This is a genomic window from Halorientalis persicus (assembly GCF_900110215.1).
Classification (GTDB): Archaea; Halobacteriota; Halobacteria; order Halobacteriales; family Haloarculaceae; genus Halorientalis; species Halorientalis persica.
On the sequence record NZ_FOCX01000014.1, the window covers coordinates 24,080 to 40,746 of the forward strand.

Here is a 16,667-nt window from a genome sequence, read left to right on the forward strand (position 1 = left end):
TAACACAGATTCTACGCTGATTTTGTATCCAGGAGTACACAAGAGTATATGCGTTGGCGGTTGATTGAGTTTGGCCCTAAATATTGGGTAGTGTTCAGATTAGCTGATTCCATGCGAAGGCGAACGATTGGAGCCAGTTGTCAGCTGTGTCTCGCTGGGCGTTGCTGAAACAGTTTGAGAACGAAGAGGTACGGCGTTTTACCTCACGAAAGACACGTTCGACACTGTTCCGATTTCCGTGGCGTTTGTATCTGAAATCGAGGCCGTGTCGCTGGCAAGCGTCTTTCAGTGGTGCTGCACCATCGACGAGAAACACGGCGTTCACGAGAACGAAGTTCTCGTGCAGCCCATCAGAACGCTTTGCGTTCTGAGGACGTCGTCCACGTCGTGTTTCTCGCGGAGTTCAGCGAAGAACGCGTGAGCGAGAGCGTTCGTTCTCACGGGCTCAAGCTTTGTATGGAGTAATTCGTTCGTGTCGGGATCGACCGCAGCGTACAGCCAGTATTGCTCGTCGTTGAGTCGGATCACGGTCTCGTCAACCGCAACGTGATCCGGACTGCATCCAGTTTCGGGCTGTAGATCTGCCTTGTGAACCCAATTATGCACGGTGGATCGCGCTCGCTCGACACCGAATATATCAAGAACCGAAACGGTATTCGAAAGCGAGAGTCCGGCGAGATGCAACTGAATACCGAGCTTCATCAGCAGTCGCGGTGTCGCTTCTCGTTCAACAAACTCTAAGTCGATCTGGTCGGTACTCCCGCCGAGGCGTGTGTTTTCGGGCATGGACACTCAGAAAACACATCGCCTCACTTTTCATCCTTATCTGAACACCGTCCCGACAGACGAGACCACGACTGGCCCCACGTTGCCAAAGCAAGTAGAGCAGTCAGAGCACGACCGAATCCGAACCGTGGGGTGCCGATATATCGACAGCCATACCAGAGTCATAATCGGTCTAAACCACCATACGTGAGCCGATTATGAAAATCCAGCTTGTTAGTATACCTCAAAAACTCGTTATTAATATCTGTTGTCGGGGCAACATTCGGGTATACAGGGCCGCTACCGGCCGAATCGGCCCATTGATTCGACAGTCCGCCCAGTCCTAGTTCGTTTTCCAGTTCTCATTCTCTTATCTTGCGGGCTGTGGAGCCTGTTTATGAGTCTCAACGATTGTCCTAACTGCCCCGAAATCGCCTATACACGTCACTCAGTGGCTGGAACTGGTTATGAACCGGTGCCGGTAGCGGAGTTTTATCGCCAGCATAGGGGCGTACATCTGCAACGCCACCCTGCTGAATCACGTCTGATTAAGGAACGACGTGAGAGACACAAGCGTATGCCCCAGCCTTGGGACGAATTTCGCGACGACATCGCATCCGCTGATGCAGAGCGCGTCAACCCCGTCGTCGAAGAGGTCGGCGCGTGGGACATCGACGAGCGCGTTCGATCGTTCGAGGACTGCTTCGACGGTCTGACGACGCTGTACGGGGCGAGCGACGACGGCTACGTGCGACAGTCCTGTGTCCGCGTCACGGACGAACTCGCCCCCGGACTCGCGGCCGCGGTCAACCTGCAAGACGAGCAGGCATCGAGTCCGGACCGGGAGACCGTCGTCGACCAGACGGATGCGCTGTGTGGGTTCTTCCTCGAAGCGATGACCGACGAAGACGGCCGTGTCCGACAGTCAGCCAAGCAGGGACTGCAAGACGTCTTCCGGACCTACGACACGCTGGAGGAGCGCGACACGATCGAAGCGGTTCGGGCAGAGCTAGACGAGATGGCCTCGCGCTACGACGGCAAACGAGGGGAGCACCTCGAAGAAGCCAAGCGGACCGCAAACGCCAGCCTCGACTCGCCCCTCACGCAGATGGTTCAGGATGTCGCGGCGCGACTCGACGAGTAAAACGCCATCGTCACGGGATGGCCCTTTTGTGATCCGGGACCACACCGACAGAAAGTACTTACCACCGTGACAGAAACCGGGGAGTATGTCTCGGCCGCTGGTCGGACACCCACGCGTCCGGTGAGCGGTTCGCGCGACCGCCTCCCCAGGCCGTAGCGGGCTGCGTCCCCGGACGCGTGGATCACTATGAACGAGGAAGATCGCCTTCGACGGGAGCTTCGCGCAGCGCGCGAGGAACTGGTCCGCAAACAGTCCCAGGGTCCCGCCGATCCGGACGCCTCCGAGAGTCAGCTGCCGCTGATGCCCGACCGGGACGAGCAGTTCCTCCGGCTGGCGTTGATGTCCGTCGAGGAACTCGAAACGCACGTCGAGCGACTTGAACGAGACCTCGAAGACCTGCGAGACGGTTTCGACCACCCGGAGTAACATGAAACAGTTCCCGTCGATTCCACGAGCCGCGAACGCGCCGGACGGCCTCTTCGACAGCGGCCACCTCTGGCTGCTCGAAAAAGTCGACGGGGCGAATTTCCGGTTCCAGCTCCGCCAGTCCGGTCAGTTGCGGTTCGGCGATCGGAGTCGTATCTACGAGACGGCGGACGCCGTTCCCGACCCGTACCAGCACGCCGTCCGGCACGTCCGGGCGGAACTGGACCGACACGCGCTCCGGGAGGCAGTCGAGGACGTCGAAACTGTCGTGTTCTTCGGCGAAGCGATGCACCAGCACGCGATCGACTACGACTGGGAGCGGACGCCGTCCGTTCTCGGGTTCGACGTCTGGTCGGCGACCGAGGAGGGGTTTCTCCCACCGGACACCGTCGAGCAGATCTTCGAGCGGCTGGGCCTCCAGCCGGTGAACGCCGTCGAGCGCGAACGCAACGCGCGGGATTTCCACCCCGAATCGTACACTATCCCGCAATCGGCGTGGTACGACGGGCCGGCCGAAGGCGTCGTCGTCCGGAACAAGCAGGGCCAGCGCGCGAAGCTCCTGCACCCGAACTTCCGGGAGGTCGACGACACGGTCCCCGTCGACGGGTCGGCGTCGGAACTGGCCGAGCGATACGCGACCAGACGACGGGTCGAGAAGCTCGCGACCAAGTTCGAGGACAGCGAGCAGACAGTGACGTTTCAGACACTCTACGAGCAGGTCCTCGAAGACATTGTTCGGGAAGAGCACAAACAGCTCTACCACGGCGAGCAGTCGGTCGATATGAGCGAGTTCCGATCCGAGGTGGCCGCGCGGACGCGAGCGTTCCTCGACGAGTTCGAGCGCGATCAGGGAGGCACCGACGCATGAAGGTATATCCGAAGATTCCGCGCTACGATCACCCGGTCGTCCCAGCGAATTTCTTCGACCAGCAGGATCTGACGCTACTGGAGAAGTTCGACGGGAGTTCGTTCCGGTTCACGCTATACGACGACCGCTACGCGGCCCAGTATCCGGATCCAGTCGTCAAGGCTGCCGACGGTGACGGAAGTCTCGTGTTTGGAACGCGCAAAACGATCCGGGGGAGCCACCGGGATTCGCTCGACGATATCGACGGCGGATTGCACCGGGCCGTCCGCTGTCTCCGGGAGGGAATCGACACCGCAGCACTCCAGGAGCTCCACACGGAATACGACGAGCCAGTGATCGTCTACGCTGAGAACTTCGTTTACTCGACGCTCGACTACGGATACACGGACCGGTCCCTCCCCGCCCTAGTCGGGTTCGACGTCCTGCCGTACTCGGCCATCGAGACCATGACGGCCCCGGGCAATCCCTACGAGGAGACGTTCGATGGATTTCTCGATCTGGTGACAGCCCGGGCTGTATTCGATCGGATTCGCGTCCCTGACGTACCAACGAACCGATCATTCACTCCGGCGACGGTTCTGGGCAGTCCCGATGAAGGATTCGATCTCGAGTCGCACACCTTCCCACAGTCGTCGCTGGCTGACGATGTTCGCGTCGAGGGTGTCGTGGTGCGGAGTGACGAGTCCGGTCGACGGGTGAAACTCGTCCGGGACGAGTTCGAGGAACTGAACCGGAACAGTTCGGGCGACAACCGGACGAGGCCGAATCCGGCGCGGAATATGTCGTCGCGACGTACTGTACTCCCGCCCGCATCCGGAAACAGGTGCGAAAGATGGTCGTCGAAGAGGGCCGGGAGTTCGGTCCCCACCTGAACGACGACCTCTACCCGCGCGTCGTCGAGGACATCTGGGCTGAACACTGGCACGATCTGATGGATATGGACGTGGCGTTCACGCCGGTCGACGTCTATCCGCTGGTCGCTAAGCGCTGCATCACCGAACTCCGGAAGATGGAGACCAACGCCGAACTGAACGATGCCGACCCGACGGAGATCTGGAAACACCTCTCCTGAAGCCGATCTATTTCGACACCTCAGATCTGATCACAGGCAATGGTGCCCAGCACGTCATAAAATTATTCAGAGTATTGTACTTGAGAGTATCATACTCCAGAGTATGATTATGGAAAGTAGTATACTCCCGGGCCCCGAAGCATCCCTATGGTCGAGTTCGTGAACCGGACGGCGGAACTCGAACGACTCCGTTCGCTCTACGAGTCGGACGACGCCGAACTCGCAGTGGTATTCGGGCGGCGGCGACTCGGCAAGACGGAACTCCTGAAACAGTCGCTCGACGGGTACGACGATGCCGTGATATACCAGGCGAGACAGAAAACGAGTACGTTACAGCTGCAACAGTTCGTCGAGACTGCAGCGGAATCCTACCCGGATCTCGAACGGATCCGGGAGGAGTGGGAGGAGGTACTTCGATATCTCGCCGAGCGGGACGCGATCGTCGTCCTCGACGAGTTCCCGTATCTCGTCGAACAGGATGACAGCCTGCCGTCCGTACTACAGGCGCTGTTCGACCACGAACTCGACGATTCGGCTGCGACGATCGTGCTGGTCGGATCGTCGATCAGCATGATGGAGGAGGCGGCGCTACTGGGTAACAGCCCGCTGTACGGCCGGTCGTCGCTGAAGCTCGATATCAGACAGCTCCCCTTCGACGCCGCGATGGCGTTTTTCGACGAGTCGTATACCGCCGCCGAGCAGGTGAGTACGTGGGGAGTGTTCGGTGGCGTCCCGTACTATCTCGAGGAGGTGTCGCCGGACGCGACGCTCGCCGAGAACGTGCAGCGAACGATCCTCTCGCGACACGGGACGCTCCACGACGAACCGGACTACGTCCTCCGGATGGAACTCACGGAACCGACACGGTACTTCTCGATTCTCGAAGCGATCGCGGGTGGCAGTACGAGCCGAAACGAAATCGCGGGGACGACGGGGATCGACTACAACCAGCTCTCGAAGTATCTCGATCGACTGTCCCGGTTACGGCTCGTCGATCGACACGTTCCGATCACCGAGCAGAAAGAGCGGAGCAAACGAAGCCACTACCGGATCCGTGATCCCTTCTTTCGCTTCTGGTTTCGCTTCGTCTACGGATCGAGCGACCGGTACGACGAACTCGGGACCGACGCCTACGAGATCCTCGTCGAACCCGAACTGGCGGATTTCGTGAGCCACTCGTTCGAGGCGTTGTGTTGTTCGGCACTCCGGACGCTCTACCCCGAACACACGATCACGGAGACCGGCCAGTGGTGGTACGAGGACCACGAGGTGGACGCCGTCGGACTGACTCAGGGTGAAACACTGATCGCCGGCGAGTGTAAATTCCAGCAGTCGCCACTCGGCTACGACGCGTTCTCGAAACTACAGACACACGTCGACGAACTCAGGTGGACGCCCGAGACGGGTAGCGAACGACGAGAAGAGTACGCGCTCTTCTCACGCAGCGGATTCAAGCCCTCGGTCGAAGAAGCCGCGACCGAACGGGACGACCTGCGACTGTTCACGGTCGAAGATGTCGTCGAAGCGCTGAAGAGTTAGTCTGATTCGGCGAGCAACCCACGAATCGAGTCCTCGACGCTCTCGGCCGGTTCCCAGCCCAGCCGATCCTGCGCCGCAGCCGTATCCACCCCGAACTCGTCGACCAGCGTCTCCCCGCTCCGGGGGTTCTCGACCAGTTCCACGTCGGCCTCGATGCCGCGTTCCTCCCGAGCGATCGACTGCACGAGTTCGGCCACTTCCATCACGCCCGGATCTTCGTCGCTGGCGATCTCGTACTTCTCGACCCCGGTCTCATCAGTACTGGACTGCTCGACCAGTCGCTCGGCGCTCTTGACGAACGCGTCGGCCACGTCCTTGACGTGAATGAAGTTCCGGGACTGGCTGCCGGGCTCGTAGACAGTCAGCGTCTCGCCGGCCAGCGCCCGGTTGACGAAGAAGTTGATCACGGTCCCCTTCGAGACTTCCCGGCCGCCGACCTCGTGACGACCGTACAGGTTCGAGATCATGAACTGGTGGGCTGGGAAGGCCCCGTCGGCCAGCGTGTCGATGGCCCGCTCGCCCAGCACCTTCGTCCGACCGTACCAGTTCAGCGGGTCCCGCGGGAGGTCGACGGTGATGGGAAAGGTTTCGGGGTCGCCGATGACGGCCATCGAGAAGGGGAAACACAGGGCAGTTCCGGTCTTCTTGCAGAACCACGCGACGTTGTTGGTCCCGGTGACGTTGACCTCGTAGGCCAGGTCGGGCTTGTCGTCGCAGTCGTCGACGCCGGAGATGGCGGCGAGATGGAGGACCACGTCCGCGCCGTCGAGGGCGGCCTCCAGTCGGTCGCGGTTGCGGATGTCGACGTGCTCGACGGGCACGTCGCCGACTTCGCGGAGATCGCCCAGATAGAAGTTGTCCAGCGCGGTGACGGTCCAGTCGGGATGGTCCCGCTGGAGCTGTGCGACGACGCGGCTGCCGATGTAGCCCGCCGCGCCGGTGACGGCGACGTGGACGGACTCGGCGGAATCGCTCATGGACCCGTTGTCCACGCGAGGGGTTACAAACCTTCGTGATCCGACCGGACTGACAGGTCCGCCGGGACCGGCGGATTTATCCGGCCGAAGCTACTGTTTCGGTGCGGTATGGACGAACTGCGGACGGGACTGAGCTACGGGGACGTGTTGTTGCTGCCACAGCGCTCGCCGGTCGACAGCCGGAGCGACGTGGACCTCACGACCAACCTGACGCCGGGCATCGAACTGGAGACGCCGCTGGTCTCGGCGGCGATGGACACGGTGACGGAGGCCGAGCTGGCAATCACACTCGGCGAGGCCGGCGGGATCGGGACGATCCATCGCTTCCTGACCGTCGACGAGCAGGCCAGCGAGGTCGCGACGGTCGCCGACGCCGGCCAGCCGGTCGCGGCCGCCGTGGGCATCGACGAGGACCACGTCGCCCGGGCCGAAGCCCTCGTCACCGCCGGCGTCGACGCCGTCGTCGTCGACGTGGCCCACGGCCACATGGAACGCACCCTCGACGCCGTCGCCGACATCCGAGACGCGTTCCCCGACCTCGAACTCGTCGCGGGCAACGTCGCCACGCCCGCAGGTGTCGAGGACCTCTACGCCGCCGGCGCGGACTGCGTGAAAGTCGGCATCGGCCCGGGCTCGCACTGCACGACCCGGAAAGTCGCGGGCGCGGGCGTGCCCCAGCTGACGGCGGTCGACGACTGCGCCGAGGCCGCCGCAGACCTGGACGTGACCATCTGTGCCGACGGCGGCATCCGGACCTCAGGGGACGCCGTGAAGGCGCTGATGGCTGGCGCGGACACGGTCATGCTGGGCAGTCTCTTCGCCGGGACGGCCGAGGCACCGGGCGATACCGTCGAGGTCGACGGCGTCCGGTACAAGCGCTCCCGGGGGATGGCGACGACCGCTGCCGCCGAGGACCGCTCTGACAAGGACGAGAACGTAACTCAAGACGAGGGCGTCGAGGGGCTGACTCCCTACAAGGGACCGGTCGCCGACGTGGCCGAGGAGTTCTGCGCCGGTATCAAGTCCGGACTCTCCTACTGCGGCGGGCACACCGTCCCCGACGCCCGCGAGAAAGCCGAGTTCATCCGGGTCGCGGCCAGTGCCCGCGAGCGCGAGGGTGCCCACACCGACCAGGAGTGGGAGACTGTCAGCGTCGACAGCACGAAACACGCGCAGGTCGAGGGCGACGACTGAGTCGGCGGAACAGTTTTGCGTACAAACACCCATACGCAAACCATGAGCAAGAACATCTCCATCTCCGACGACGTGTACCGGAAACTGAAGCGGGAGAAAGGGGATCGGAGTTTCAGCGAGGTCATCGAAGATCGACTCGAGGCCGGCGGAAAGCTCGCGGACGTGACTGGCCAGGGGATCTTCGAGGAAGGCACACACGAGGATGTCAAAGACGATATCGGTCGGCTGAGCGGAGGGACGCTGGAGCGCCTGGACGATGAAACTCGTTGATACGTCCACAGTCGTCGACATCGACCGCGGGAGCGTCGACCGGAAGGTCGAGAAACTCGACGACGAAGGCCGTCACGCGATCAGCGCTGTCACACTGACCGAACTCCGGTTGGGCGTGAACAAGCAGTACGAAACGGGCACAGAGACACACCGAGAGGCCATCGAGGACCTCGAGCGACTGTGTTCCCGGTTCGAGGTACTCCCGGCGAACAGACCCGTAGCTGTCGCGGCGGCCGACATAATCGCGGACCTGCAAACGCGTGGTGAGCCGTTAAACGACCTCCACGACGTCTACATCGCCGCGACTGGACGGACGGAACAACTCCCGGTTTTGACTGCGAACGTCGATCACTTCGAGCGCATCGACGACGTGCAGGTCGTCGACTGGACGGAATACTGAGAGAAGCAGATCGAAGATTACTCCGCGCCCGTGAACCGGTCGGCCAGGTCCCGCACGCCCTCCCGCAGGGACCACTCGGGCTCGAACCCGGTCTCGCCCAGGCGATCGAAGTTGACGTGATACGACGGCCCGGGATGTTCGTCTTCGAGGTAGGTCACGTCGACGGGGCCGACCTCGTCCCGGACCAGATCGGCGATCTCGCTGATCCGGAAGTTCCCGTCGTTGGTGCCGACGTTGTACACGTCGTGGCCCCACTCGTCGGGATTGCAGGCAGCGTGTTTGTACGCCGCGGCGGCGTCCTCGACGTGGATGAACGGTCGCCAGTTCGACCCGTCGCCGTAGACCGTCAGGGAGCGACCGGTCAGCGCGCGGAAGACGAAGTGGTTGACGACGAGGTTGAAGCGCACGCCGGGCGAGTAGCCGAAGTTCGTACTCATCCGCAGGGCGGTGCCGTCCATGTCGTGGTCCTCGCAGTAGTCCGCGAGGAGGGACTCGGCCTCGTACTTGGCCTCGGCGTAGGGGTTGATCGGGTCGGGGTCGACCGACTCGTCGATGTCCCGGCTCATCGCCCGGCCGTAGATGTTACACGAGGACGCCGAGACGACGTTCTCGACGCCGAGTTTCCCCGCCGCCTTCAGGACGTTCTCGGTGCCGTCGTAGTTGACCGCCATCGTCTCGTCGCGGCGGTCGTGGGTGCTGGCCGCGCCGGTGATCGCCGCGAGGTGGATCACGGTGTCCACCTCCCGCATGGCGTTCTCCACGTCGCCGTACTCGCGCACGTCGCCCCGGCGGAAGTCGACGCCGTCGTCGGGGTCGGTCGCGAGCGTCCCCAGGAGCGCGCGGGGCGAGCCGCTGGAGAGCGAATCGAGGACGACCACGCGATCGACGGCGTCGTCGGCCCGGAGCATCGGAATCAGCGCGCTGCCGATATAGCCACAGCCGCCGGTGACCAGCACGTCCACGGCTCAGTCCTCCGACTCTTCCAGCACGCCGGGGAGGAACCGGTCCTCGTGGGCCTCGATGGTCTCGGTGTAGCGGGTCAGCGTCTCGAAGATGTCCCGGACGCCGCCCTCGAAGTCCTGGGCCTGCTCGCCGATGACCTCCATGTATCGGTCGTTCTCGATCTCCATCTTGTGGGTCTCGTCCTCGTCGCGCGGGTTCTCGAAGTGCTCGACGGCCACGTCGAGGTCGAACTCGTCGCCCACGTCGGCGATGGTCTCGGCGATCTCGACGATGCTGATGGCCCGCGTGACCTGGTTGTACACGGTCAGGTCGTCGGGACGCTCGTCGGGATCCACGAGCGCGATGCGGGCGAGTCCCTCGACGGCGTCTTCGAGGCTGATGAACGGTTTGCGCTGTTCGCCCTTCCCGTAGACCGTCACGGGGTAGCCGGCCACGGCCTGCGCGGCGAAGCGGTGCCCGACGGTCCCGAAGTAGTAGTCGAAGTCGAAGCGCGTTTTGAGGGCATCGTCGGCGCGGGTCTCGTCGGTCTCGGTGCCGTAGACGATGGCCGTCCGCACGTCCGAGATCGGAATCGAGAACTGGCTCTGGGCCAGCCGGAGGTTGGCGGCGTCGTGGCTCTTGGTGAGGTGATACCAGCTCCCCGCCTCCGCCGGGAAGGGGACCTCGTCGCGCTCGCCCTGGTTCTCCATGACCGCGCCACCCTCCGGGATGGGGAACTCCGGCGCGCCGTAGACGCCCGTCGTCGTGGTCTCGATGAAGTGGGTGTCCGTGAGGTCGTGTTCCTCCAGCCCCCAGACGAGGTTCCGGGTGGCCTGCATATTGTTGTGCTGGGTGTAGTTGGCCCGCTCGCCGTTGATCTGTGAATAGGGAGCGGAGGGCTGGGCCGCGGTGTGGACGATCACGTCAGGTTCGTGGACGGTGAGTAGCTCGTCGACGAAGTCCTTCTCGACCAGATCGCCCTGGACGAACGAGAGGTTGTGCACGTCGTGGGCCTCGCGGGCCGCGGCGAGGCGCTCGTCCATCCAGCCGATGGGGACGGCGCTTGTCGAGCCGACCTCTTCGACCCACTCTCGCCGCTCGAAACTGTCCACGGCCAGCACTCGATCGTCGGTTCTGGTCGCGATCCGGAGCGCGGTGGGCCACCCGAGGTAGCCGTCACCGCCTGTAACGAGTATCGTCATTAGTTACTCAGTTCGTGAGTAACCATGTGCGGCTAAATAGTTTGTGATCTGTCACGGCTGGAGAGGGTCGGGACGGCCGACACAGGGGCGTCGGTCCGCGAACCTGTCGAAACCACTATACCGCCGGCTTGCGACGCGAGTGACAACTGATGGAGTTGATCGACGAGAAAGGACGGTTGTTCGGTCGCGTCAACGTGGTCGACGCGCTCGTCGTACTGGTCGTGCTGGCGGTGGTCGCCGCAGGTGTCGCGCTGGTGACCGGCGGTGGCAGCGGTCCCGCAGGGCCGAGCGGCGACGGTGACGGTCCCGATTCGGAGATCCGGTACGCAACGGTCGCGTTCGGCGCGCAGCCGTCCTGGTTCGCGTCGGCGATACAGGCCGGTGACAACGTGACACTCGCCGGGTCGACGGCGTCGGTGAACGTCACCGACGTGTACCTGACGAGTGCGGACGATGGACAGGTGGGCGTCTTCGCCCGGATCTCATATCCGGCAGGGACGGCCGTCGGTGATAGCCCGATCCGAGCCGGGCGAGCCGTCACCGTCGTCGGCGACGGATACCAGCGGAAATCGACGGTCCGCTCGGTCGGAGATACCAGCCCGATGCTTCGAACCGCAACGACGCCGGCCGTCGTCACGACGACCGTCGAATCGTCGACTGCCGCGGCGATCCAGACAGGGGATCAATTCGCCGTCGGGAACCACACGCTCGCGACGGTCGAGTCCCTCGCGTCGGTGCCGACGAACCGGAGCGACGAACGGCGACTCCGGATCGGGCTCGACCTCGAAACGCTGTCCGTCGGTGGCGAACCGCAGTTCGCCGACCGGACGCTCCGGGTCGGAACCGCCGTCCCACTCCGGACCAGTGGCGTCGACGGCTTCTCTGGGACCGTCACCGGTGTCGGCTCGCTCGACCCGGCTGGCGACGCCACGAACGTCACGATGACCGTCGCGTGGGAGAACGTCCGGCCCGACGTGGCCGACGCCATCGCGACGGAGATGGCCGAGAGCCACCGCGGCGCGACTGCACGCGTCACCGCCCTCGCCTCGAACCCGGCGACGGTCGTCCGGGCCAACGAGGCCGGCGAACTGCTCGTCCGGGAACACCCCCGCAACCGCGACGTGACACTGACCGTCGACGCGACCGCCAGACAGCGCGGCTCGGAACTCCAGTTCCACGGCCGGTCGCTCTCGGAAGGCCGGACGGTCACACTCGAATTCGAGAGCGTCACGCTCCGTGGAACCGTCCTCGACTTCGAGACGAATGGGTGACCAGTCGATCCGTGATGGGTCCGTCGTCGCGCACCTCTACAGCACCGTCAGCGACTGGGCCAGAGACTCCCGGATCGCCCAGTCCCTCGATGCGCTCTCGGGCCGACTGTCGGTCGCGGCTACCGAGTCCAGAATCACCAGCACCGCAGCCACCGTCGGCGACTGGATCCGCGCCTCGTGGTGTTACCGCTGGCTGACCGCCGAACCCGACCCCGACGTGATCGTCATCGACCTCCGGGAGACCTACACAGTGGCCCCGATCATCCGCGTGCTGGACCGTGTCGTCGACCCGCTTGCCGATGCGTGGGACGGGTCGGCGGTCGAAGCGACGCTGTCGGGGATCGCGGACGCACCGGTCCGTGCCCTGGGGATCGTCGCGGTCGTCGCGGTGCTGATCGAGACGGCGCTCTCGCTGGCGCTCGGTGATCTCACGCAGTCCGGGCTCCTCGTTCGGGCGGTCGTGTTCGGGTTCGCCGCACTGGCGATTCAGGTCCCGCTGTCGGCCTCGGAACTCACCGAGACCCGCACCGGCCGACACCTCCGGGCGGTTCTGGAACCACCGGAGCCACGCGACGACGACGGCGACCACAGAAACAGCGACGACGGCGACCGCGACTGATTACTCGACGGTGACGCTTTTCGCCAGGTTCCGCGGCTTGTCGATGGACCGGCCGAGCATATCGGCGGTGTGGTAGGCCACCAGTTGCAACTGGACGTTCGCGACCACAGCGGCCACGCGGCGGTGCGTGTCGGGCACTTCCAGGACGTGGTCGGCGTATCGCTCCACGTCGCTCGCGCCGTCGGTGACCGCCACGACCGGCGCGTCGCGGGCCTCGACTTCCTTGACGTTGCCCACGGTCTTGGTGGCCTGCTCGTCGTCGCCGGTGACGATCGCGAACACGGGCGTGTCCTGGGTCACCAGCGCCAGCGGTCCGTGTTTGAGCTCGCCGGCGGCGAAGCCCTCCGCGTGTTTGTAGGTGATCTCCTTCATCTTCAGCGCGCCCTCCAGCGCGACGGGGTAGTGCAGGCCACGGCCGATGAAGAAGTACGACTCGGCGTCGCGGTAGGCCTCGGCGATCTTCCGTGCTGTGGAGGTGTCGAGGATCTCCTGAACCGCGCCGGGTAGGTCGCGCAGGCCACTGATGACCTCGCGGGCGTCGCCGACGCTCGTGATCGCCAGCGCCAGCAGGTTCAGCGCCGCGATCTGGCTGGAGAAGGTCTTGGTCGCGGCGACGCCGATCTCCGGTCCGGCCCGGATGTACATCGCGTGATCGCACTCCCGGGCGGCCGTCGACCCGACCGTGTTGGTCACCGCGAGCGTCCGCGCGCCGCGCTTGCGGGCCTCCCGAAGCGCACTCAAGGTATCGGCGGTCTCCCCGCTCTGGGTGACGCCGATTACCAGCGCATCACCGATGGGCGGCGGGCTGGTGGCGTACTCGCTGGCGAGGAAGGCCTGGGCTGGGATGCCGGCCTGCTGGAACAGCTGGGCGGCGTAGACGGCCGCGTGGTAGCTCGTCCCACAGGCGACGAGGTGGATCCCACGTGGGGAGAGGTCGCCGAGATCGGCCAGGTCGACCTGTCCGGCGAGTTCGTCCACCCGACCCCGCAGGCACTGCCGGAGCGCGCGGGGCTGTTCGTGGATCTCCTTGAGCATGAAGTGGTCGTAGCCGCTCTTGCCGGTCTCCTCGGGGTCCCAGTCGACCGTGTCGACGGTCTTCTCGACTGGCTCGCCGTCCAGCGTGGTCACCCGGTAGCCGTCGGCGTCGACGACTGCGAACTCGCCGTCGGCCAGGTAGATCACCCGGTCGGTGTGGTCACGGAAGGCGGGCACGTCGCTGGCGAGGTAATATGCTTCGTCATCAATGCCCAACACCAGCGGCGAGTCGTTGCGCGCCGCGAAGATGCGGTCGACGCCCGACATGACGACCGAGACGGCGTAACTCCCCTCCAGTCGCGCGATGGCCTCACGGACCGCCTCCTCGGGGTCAGCGCCGTCGGCGAGGGCGTCCTCGATCAGGTGCGGGACGACTTCGGTGTCGGTGTCGCTGCGGAACTCGTGGCCGGCCGTCGAGAGTTCGTCCCGGAGTGCCTGGTAGTTCTCGATGATCCCGTTGTGGACGACCGCGACCTCGCGGTTGCAGTCCAGATGCGGGTGGGCGTTCTCGTCGGTCGGCGGTCCGTGGGTGCTCCAGCGGGTGTGGCCGATCCCGACCGAGCCCGAGGGACTGCGCTCTTCCAGCGCTGCCCGGAGGTCGTCGATCTCGCCCGCGGTCTTGCACACGTCGAGGTCAGAACCGGCGAGCGCGACGCCCGCAGAGTCGTAGCCCCGATATTCGAGTTTCGAGAGCCCGTGGACGAGCACGTCGAGGGTCTCGCCGTCGCGGCCGGCACAGCCGATGATCCCGCACATCAGCGCATCACCTCCGCGCCGTCGGGGATCTGCCCGCGGACGTGGGCTCCGGTGTGGAGGTGTGCCGACGGGCCCACGAGCGTCCCGGGGTCGACGCTCACGTCGCCCTCGGCGGTGACCCGATCCGCCAGTACCGCACCGAGTCGCTGGTCCTCGAAGACCTCGTTGCCGACGCGCACGTCCGCCTGCCCGCCGGGGACGACCGAGCCGGCCCCAACGTCCACGTCCTGGCCGGTCACGGTATCGATCAGAACGCTCCCAGCATCGACACGCGCGTCGGCGTCTAATACTGTGCGCTCGACGGTCACGTTCGCGCCGACGGTGACGTTGTACCCCAGCGCGGCGTCGGGGCCCACGACCGCGCCGGGTCCGATTTCGGAGTCCGGGCCGACGACCACGGGCGACCGCAGCGTCGCGTCGTCGTGGACGCGAGCGTCGTCGTGGACCCAGACGCCCTCCTCGCGCTGGGACACGTCGACTTTGCCCCGCGCCAGCACCGTCCGGGCGACGGTCAACAGGTCCCAGGGGTAGGTCGCGTCGACCCACATCCCCTCACAGCGAATCCCGCGGACCTGCTCGCGGTCGGCGAGGCGCGCGATGGTGTCGGTCAGGGCGAGTTCGCCCGCGGATCGGGGCGTGTCGGCGATCTCGTCGAAAATCCCCGCGTCGAAGGCGTAGATGCCGGCGTTGATCAGCCGGTACTCCCCGGTCGTGGGTTTCTCGATTATCTCGGTGAGGGCGTCGTTTTCGAGGACGACCGCACCGTACTGGCCGGCGTCGGGATGTTCCATCACTGCGAGGGCGGCCCTGGGACCGTGGCGCTCGAACCCCTCGGCGACGGCCTCGACCATCGAGGACTCGATGAGTCGGTCGCCGTTGACGACCAGCGGCGGGCCGTCGACGGCCGCGCGGGCCTGCAGGAGGGCGTGGCCGCTCCCCAGCTGTTTGTGCTGGCGGACGTACTGGACGGGCACGTCCCGGTAGCTCGGGCCGAAGTGGTCCTGCACCCGGTCGTGTTTGTAGCCGACGACACAGACGAGTTCGTCCATACCGGCGTCGACCAGGGCGTCGAACACGTGTTCGAGGATCGGGCGGTTGGCGGCGGGCAACATCGGTTTCGGGCGGTTGCGCGTCAGCGGACGCAACCGAGTCCCTTCACCGGCAGCGAGGACGACCGCCGTGCTGACGCTCATACCAAATGGTTGCCGGCGGCCCGTTTCAACCTTCCGGCTGGCGACCCCAATTTTCCCGATTTTCGGGCCGTTAGTCGCCGTATTACGGTAATATCACCGAGAGTAGCGATCGACTACTCGTCACTCATGGCATCGCTGGCCAGATTTCTCCCACGTGCGTTCAGTGCGACTTCCGTCCGAACGCGGACCTCGTCGACCGCGCCCATCTCCAGCAAGCGCTGGTAGATCTCTTCGACCTCGTCGGGCGGAATGCCGACGAAGTCCGACATTTCGAACGGCGAGACGCCCGAATACAACGCCATCAGAACCTGACTCTCCATGTCGTCGAGTTCGCCGACGTCGCCCTCGTTGCGCTCGACGGCGCTCGTAAACAGCGAGGACAGCGCCCGCGTGTGGCGTTCGGTCCCCGTCAGATGGGTCTCGACGCTGATGTCGTTCTCGGTGTGTTCGACGGAGATCACGGTGCGGTCGGCCCCCCGAACCGTCGACTGGCTCGTGTCGATCGTCCCGACGTTGTCCATGTCGATGGCGACCCGGCCGTCCGAGAGGGCCATCTTGATCCGCTCGTCGACGTAGCGGAACTTCGCTTTCTCCCACTCGGTGTCCTGGACGACGCCACCTTCGACGGCCGGGTGTTTGACCAGGAGGATCTCGTCGTGCAGCAGTGCCCGACAGATCGTCTCCTCTAACTGGGCGTCGGGTAGCGTCAGGAAGATGACCGCGCTCCCAACCCGGACGGCGGTGAAACTGGAGACGTGTTCGGTCGCCTCGATCTCGGGTGGATCGTCGACCAGCGAGAGCTTCGCCAGCGGCACCGTCTGTTTGTTCCCGCTGGTCGCCAGCACCAGCCGCTTGTTCGTCACGATCAGCCGGCAGGACTGCCAGTCGGCACCCTCGTCGACCTCGCCGCCCCGGACGGCATACAGGAAATCCCCTTGCGCGTCCAGCAGCTTCTGCTCGGCGTCGCTCATGGACGACCACCGTGCCGACGCGT

General features: G+C 64.7%; 15 protein-coding genes and 2 pseudogenes. 10 read left to right on the forward strand and 7 right to left on the reverse strand.

Annotated features, from left to right (window positions below):
• Nucleotides 1-94 precede the first annotated feature (94 nt).
• A pseudogene (locus tag BMX17_RS14880) lies at nucleotides 95-786 on the reverse strand (IS6 family transposase).
• Nucleotides 787-1,342: 556 nt separating this feature from the next.
• Here BMX17_RS14880 and BMX17_RS14885 point away from each other — a divergent pair.
• The 5 genes and pseudogenes from BMX17_RS14885 to BMX17_RS14905 all read left to right on the forward strand — a co-directional run bounded on the left by BMX17_RS14885 (nucleotide 1,343) and on the right by BMX17_RS14905 (nucleotide 5,814).
• Nucleotides 1,343-1,909 (forward strand): hypothetical protein, encoded by a 567-nt coding sequence (locus BMX17_RS14885; RefSeq protein WP_092661464.1) that lies wholly within the window; start codon nucleotides 1,343-1,345, stop codon nucleotides 1,907-1,909.
• Nucleotides 1,910-2,095: 186 nt separating this feature from the next.
• Nucleotides 2,096-2,335 carry a hypothetical protein gene (locus BMX17_RS14890; RefSeq protein ID WP_092661466.1) on the forward strand — a complete coding sequence of 80 codons (240 nt, stop codon included), beginning with the start codon at nucleotides 2,096-2,098 and terminating at the stop codon, nucleotides 2,333-2,335.
• A 1-nt stretch (nucleotide 2,336) separates the two neighbouring features.
• A complete protein-coding gene (locus tag BMX17_RS14895; RefSeq protein ID WP_092661468.1) occupies nucleotides 2,337-3,203 on the forward strand; it encodes an RNA ligase family protein in 867 nt (288 codons plus the stop codon).
• Nucleotides 3,200-4,275: pseudogene (locus BMX17_RS14900) on the forward strand (hypothetical protein). The gene BMX17_RS14895 and the pseudogene BMX17_RS14900 overlap by 4 nt, the downstream one beginning before the upstream one ends.
• 147 nt (nucleotides 4,276-4,422) lie before the next feature.
• Nucleotides 4,423-5,814 carry an ATP-binding protein gene (locus BMX17_RS14905; RefSeq protein ID WP_092661470.1) on the forward strand — a complete coding sequence of 464 codons (1,392 nt, stop codon included), beginning with the start codon at nucleotides 4,423-4,425 and terminating at the stop codon, nucleotides 5,812-5,814.
• On the opposite strand, the gene BMX17_RS14910 is transcribed toward BMX17_RS14905, so the two are convergent.
• The gene (locus BMX17_RS14910) at nucleotides 5,811-6,791 is read right to left on the reverse strand and encodes an NAD-dependent epimerase/dehydratase family protein (protein ID WP_092661472.1); all 981 of its coding nucleotides are present in this window, start codon (nucleotides 6,789-6,791) and stop codon (nucleotides 5,811-5,813) included. The two genes, BMX17_RS14905 and BMX17_RS14910, sit on opposite strands and share 4 nt — an antisense overlap.
• Before the next feature lie 108 nt (nucleotides 6,792-6,899).
• Between BMX17_RS14910 and BMX17_RS14915 the strand changes: the two genes are divergently transcribed.
• From BMX17_RS14915 to BMX17_RS14925, 3 genes are read left to right on the forward strand one after another with little or no spacing between them, the layout of a single operon-like run.
• On the forward strand, nucleotides 6,900-7,985 hold the full coding sequence (locus BMX17_RS14915; RefSeq protein ID WP_092661474.1) for a guanosine monophosphate reductase: 1,086 nt from the start codon (nucleotides 6,900-6,902) through the stop codon (nucleotides 7,983-7,985).
• A gap of 42 nt (nucleotides 7,986-8,027) precedes the next feature.
• The gene (locus BMX17_RS14920) at nucleotides 8,028-8,255 is read left to right on the forward strand and encodes an antitoxin VapB family protein (RefSeq protein ID WP_092661476.1); all 228 of its coding nucleotides are present in this window, start codon (nucleotides 8,028-8,030) and stop codon (nucleotides 8,253-8,255) included.
• The gene (locus BMX17_RS14925; RefSeq protein ID WP_092661478.1) at nucleotides 8,242-8,655 is read left to right on the forward strand and encodes a type II toxin-antitoxin system VapC family toxin; all 414 of its coding nucleotides are present in this window, start codon (nucleotides 8,242-8,244) and stop codon (nucleotides 8,653-8,655) included. The genes BMX17_RS14920 and BMX17_RS14925 overlap by 14 nt, the downstream gene beginning before the upstream one ends.
• Nucleotides 8,656-8,672: 17 nt before the next feature.
• Here BMX17_RS14925 and BMX17_RS14930 read toward each other — a convergent pair whose 3' ends face one another.
• Complete coding sequence (locus BMX17_RS14930) at nucleotides 8,673-9,617, reverse strand: NAD-dependent epimerase/dehydratase family protein (RefSeq protein WP_092661480.1); 945 nt, start codon at nucleotides 9,615-9,617, stop codon at nucleotides 8,673-8,675.
• 3 nt (nucleotides 9,618-9,620) lie between these two features.
• Nucleotides 9,621-10,799, reverse strand: coding sequence for an NAD-dependent epimerase/dehydratase family protein (locus tag BMX17_RS14935; RefSeq protein WP_092661482.1), 1,179 nt, complete (start codon nucleotides 10,797-10,799; stop codon nucleotides 9,621-9,623).
• A gap of 149 nt (nucleotides 10,800-10,948) precedes the next feature.
• Between BMX17_RS14935 and BMX17_RS14940 the strand changes: the two genes are divergently transcribed.
• Together BMX17_RS14940 and BMX17_RS14945 are read left to right on the forward strand one after the other, a co-directional pair.
• Nucleotides 10,949-12,070, forward strand: a complete 1,122-nt coding sequence (locus BMX17_RS14940) for a DUF4330 family protein (protein WP_092661485.1) — start codon at nucleotides 10,949-10,951, stop codon at nucleotides 12,068-12,070.
• Entirely contained in the window at nucleotides 12,063-12,689 is a 627-nt protein-coding gene (locus tag BMX17_RS14945; RefSeq protein ID WP_092661487.1) for a hypothetical protein, read from the forward strand. Before BMX17_RS14940 ends, BMX17_RS14945 begins: the two co-directional genes overlap by 8 nt.
• Here the strand turns inward: BMX17_RS14945 and glmS are convergent, their stop codons facing one another.
• The 3 genes from glmS to BMX17_RS14960 all read right to left on the reverse strand — a co-directional run bounded on the left by glmS (nucleotide 12,690) and on the right by BMX17_RS14960 (nucleotide 16,644).
• Nucleotides 12,690-14,480, reverse strand: coding sequence for a glutamine--fructose-6-phosphate transaminase (isomerizing) (glmS, locus tag BMX17_RS14950; protein ID WP_092661489.1), 1,791 nt, complete (start codon nucleotides 14,478-14,480; stop codon nucleotides 12,690-12,692).
• The gene (glmU, locus tag BMX17_RS14955) at nucleotides 14,480-15,673 is read right to left on the reverse strand and encodes a bifunctional sugar-1-phosphate nucleotidylyltransferase/acetyltransferase (RefSeq protein ID WP_092661491.1); all 1,194 of its coding nucleotides are present in this window, start codon (nucleotides 15,671-15,673) and stop codon (nucleotides 14,480-14,482) included. Before glmU ends, glmS begins: the two co-directional genes overlap by 1 nt.
• Nucleotides 15,674-15,786: 113 nt before the next feature.
• On the reverse strand, nucleotides 15,787-16,644 hold the full coding sequence (locus tag BMX17_RS14960) for a CheF family chemotaxis protein (protein WP_092661493.1): 858 nt from the start codon (nucleotides 16,642-16,644) through the stop codon (nucleotides 15,787-15,789).
• Nucleotides 16,645-16,667: the final 23 nt, after the last annotated feature.

Bases quoted from the DNA above. Each gene is read 5' to 3' on its own strand.
- BMX17_RS14885 (WP_092661464.1), top strand. From the start codon at position 1,343: ATGCCCCAGCCTTGGGACGAATTTCGCGACGACATCGCATCCGCTGAT.
- BMX17_RS14890 (WP_092661466.1), top strand. From the start codon at position 2,096: ATGAACGAGGAAGATCGCCTTCGACGGGAGCTTCGCGCAGCGCGCGAG.
- BMX17_RS14895 (WP_092661468.1), top strand. From the start codon at position 2,337: ATGAAACAGTTCCCGTCGATTCCACGAGCCGCGAACGCGCCGGACGGC.
- BMX17_RS14905 (WP_092661470.1), top strand. From the start codon at position 4,423: ATGGTCGAGTTCGTGAACCGGACGGCGGAACTCGAACGACTCCGTTCG.
- BMX17_RS14910 (WP_092661472.1), bottom strand. From the start codon at position 6,791: ATGAGCGATTCCGCCGAGTCCGTCCACGTCGCCGTCACCGGCGCGGCG.
- BMX17_RS14915 (WP_092661474.1), top strand. From the start codon at position 6,900: ATGGACGAACTGCGGACGGGACTGAGCTACGGGGACGTGTTGTTGCTG.
- BMX17_RS14920 (WP_092661476.1), top strand. From the start codon at position 8,028: ATGAGCAAGAACATCTCCATCTCCGACGACGTGTACCGGAAACTGAAG.
- BMX17_RS14925 (WP_092661478.1), top strand. From the start codon at position 8,242: ATGAAACTCGTTGATACGTCCACAGTCGTCGACATCGACCGCGGGAGC.
- BMX17_RS14935 (WP_092661482.1), bottom strand. From the start codon at position 10,799: ATGACGATACTCGTTACAGGCGGTGACGGCTACCTCGGGTGGCCCACC.
- BMX17_RS14940 (WP_092661485.1), top strand. From the start codon at position 10,949: ATGGAGTTGATCGACGAGAAAGGACGGTTGTTCGGTCGCGTCAACGTG.
- BMX17_RS14945 (WP_092661487.1), top strand. From the start codon at position 12,063: ATGGGTGACCAGTCGATCCGTGATGGGTCCGTCGTCGCGCACCTCTAC.
- glmS (WP_092661489.1), bottom strand. From the start codon at position 14,480: ATGTGCGGGATCATCGGCTGTGCCGGCCGCGACGGCGAGACCCTCGAC.
- glmU (WP_092661491.1), bottom strand. From the start codon at position 15,673: ATGAGCGTCAGCACGGCGGTCGTCCTCGCTGCCGGTGAAGGGACTCGG.
- BMX17_RS14960 (WP_092661493.1), bottom strand. From the start codon at position 16,644: ATGAGCGACGCCGAGCAGAAGCTGCTGGACGCGCAAGGGGATTTCCTG.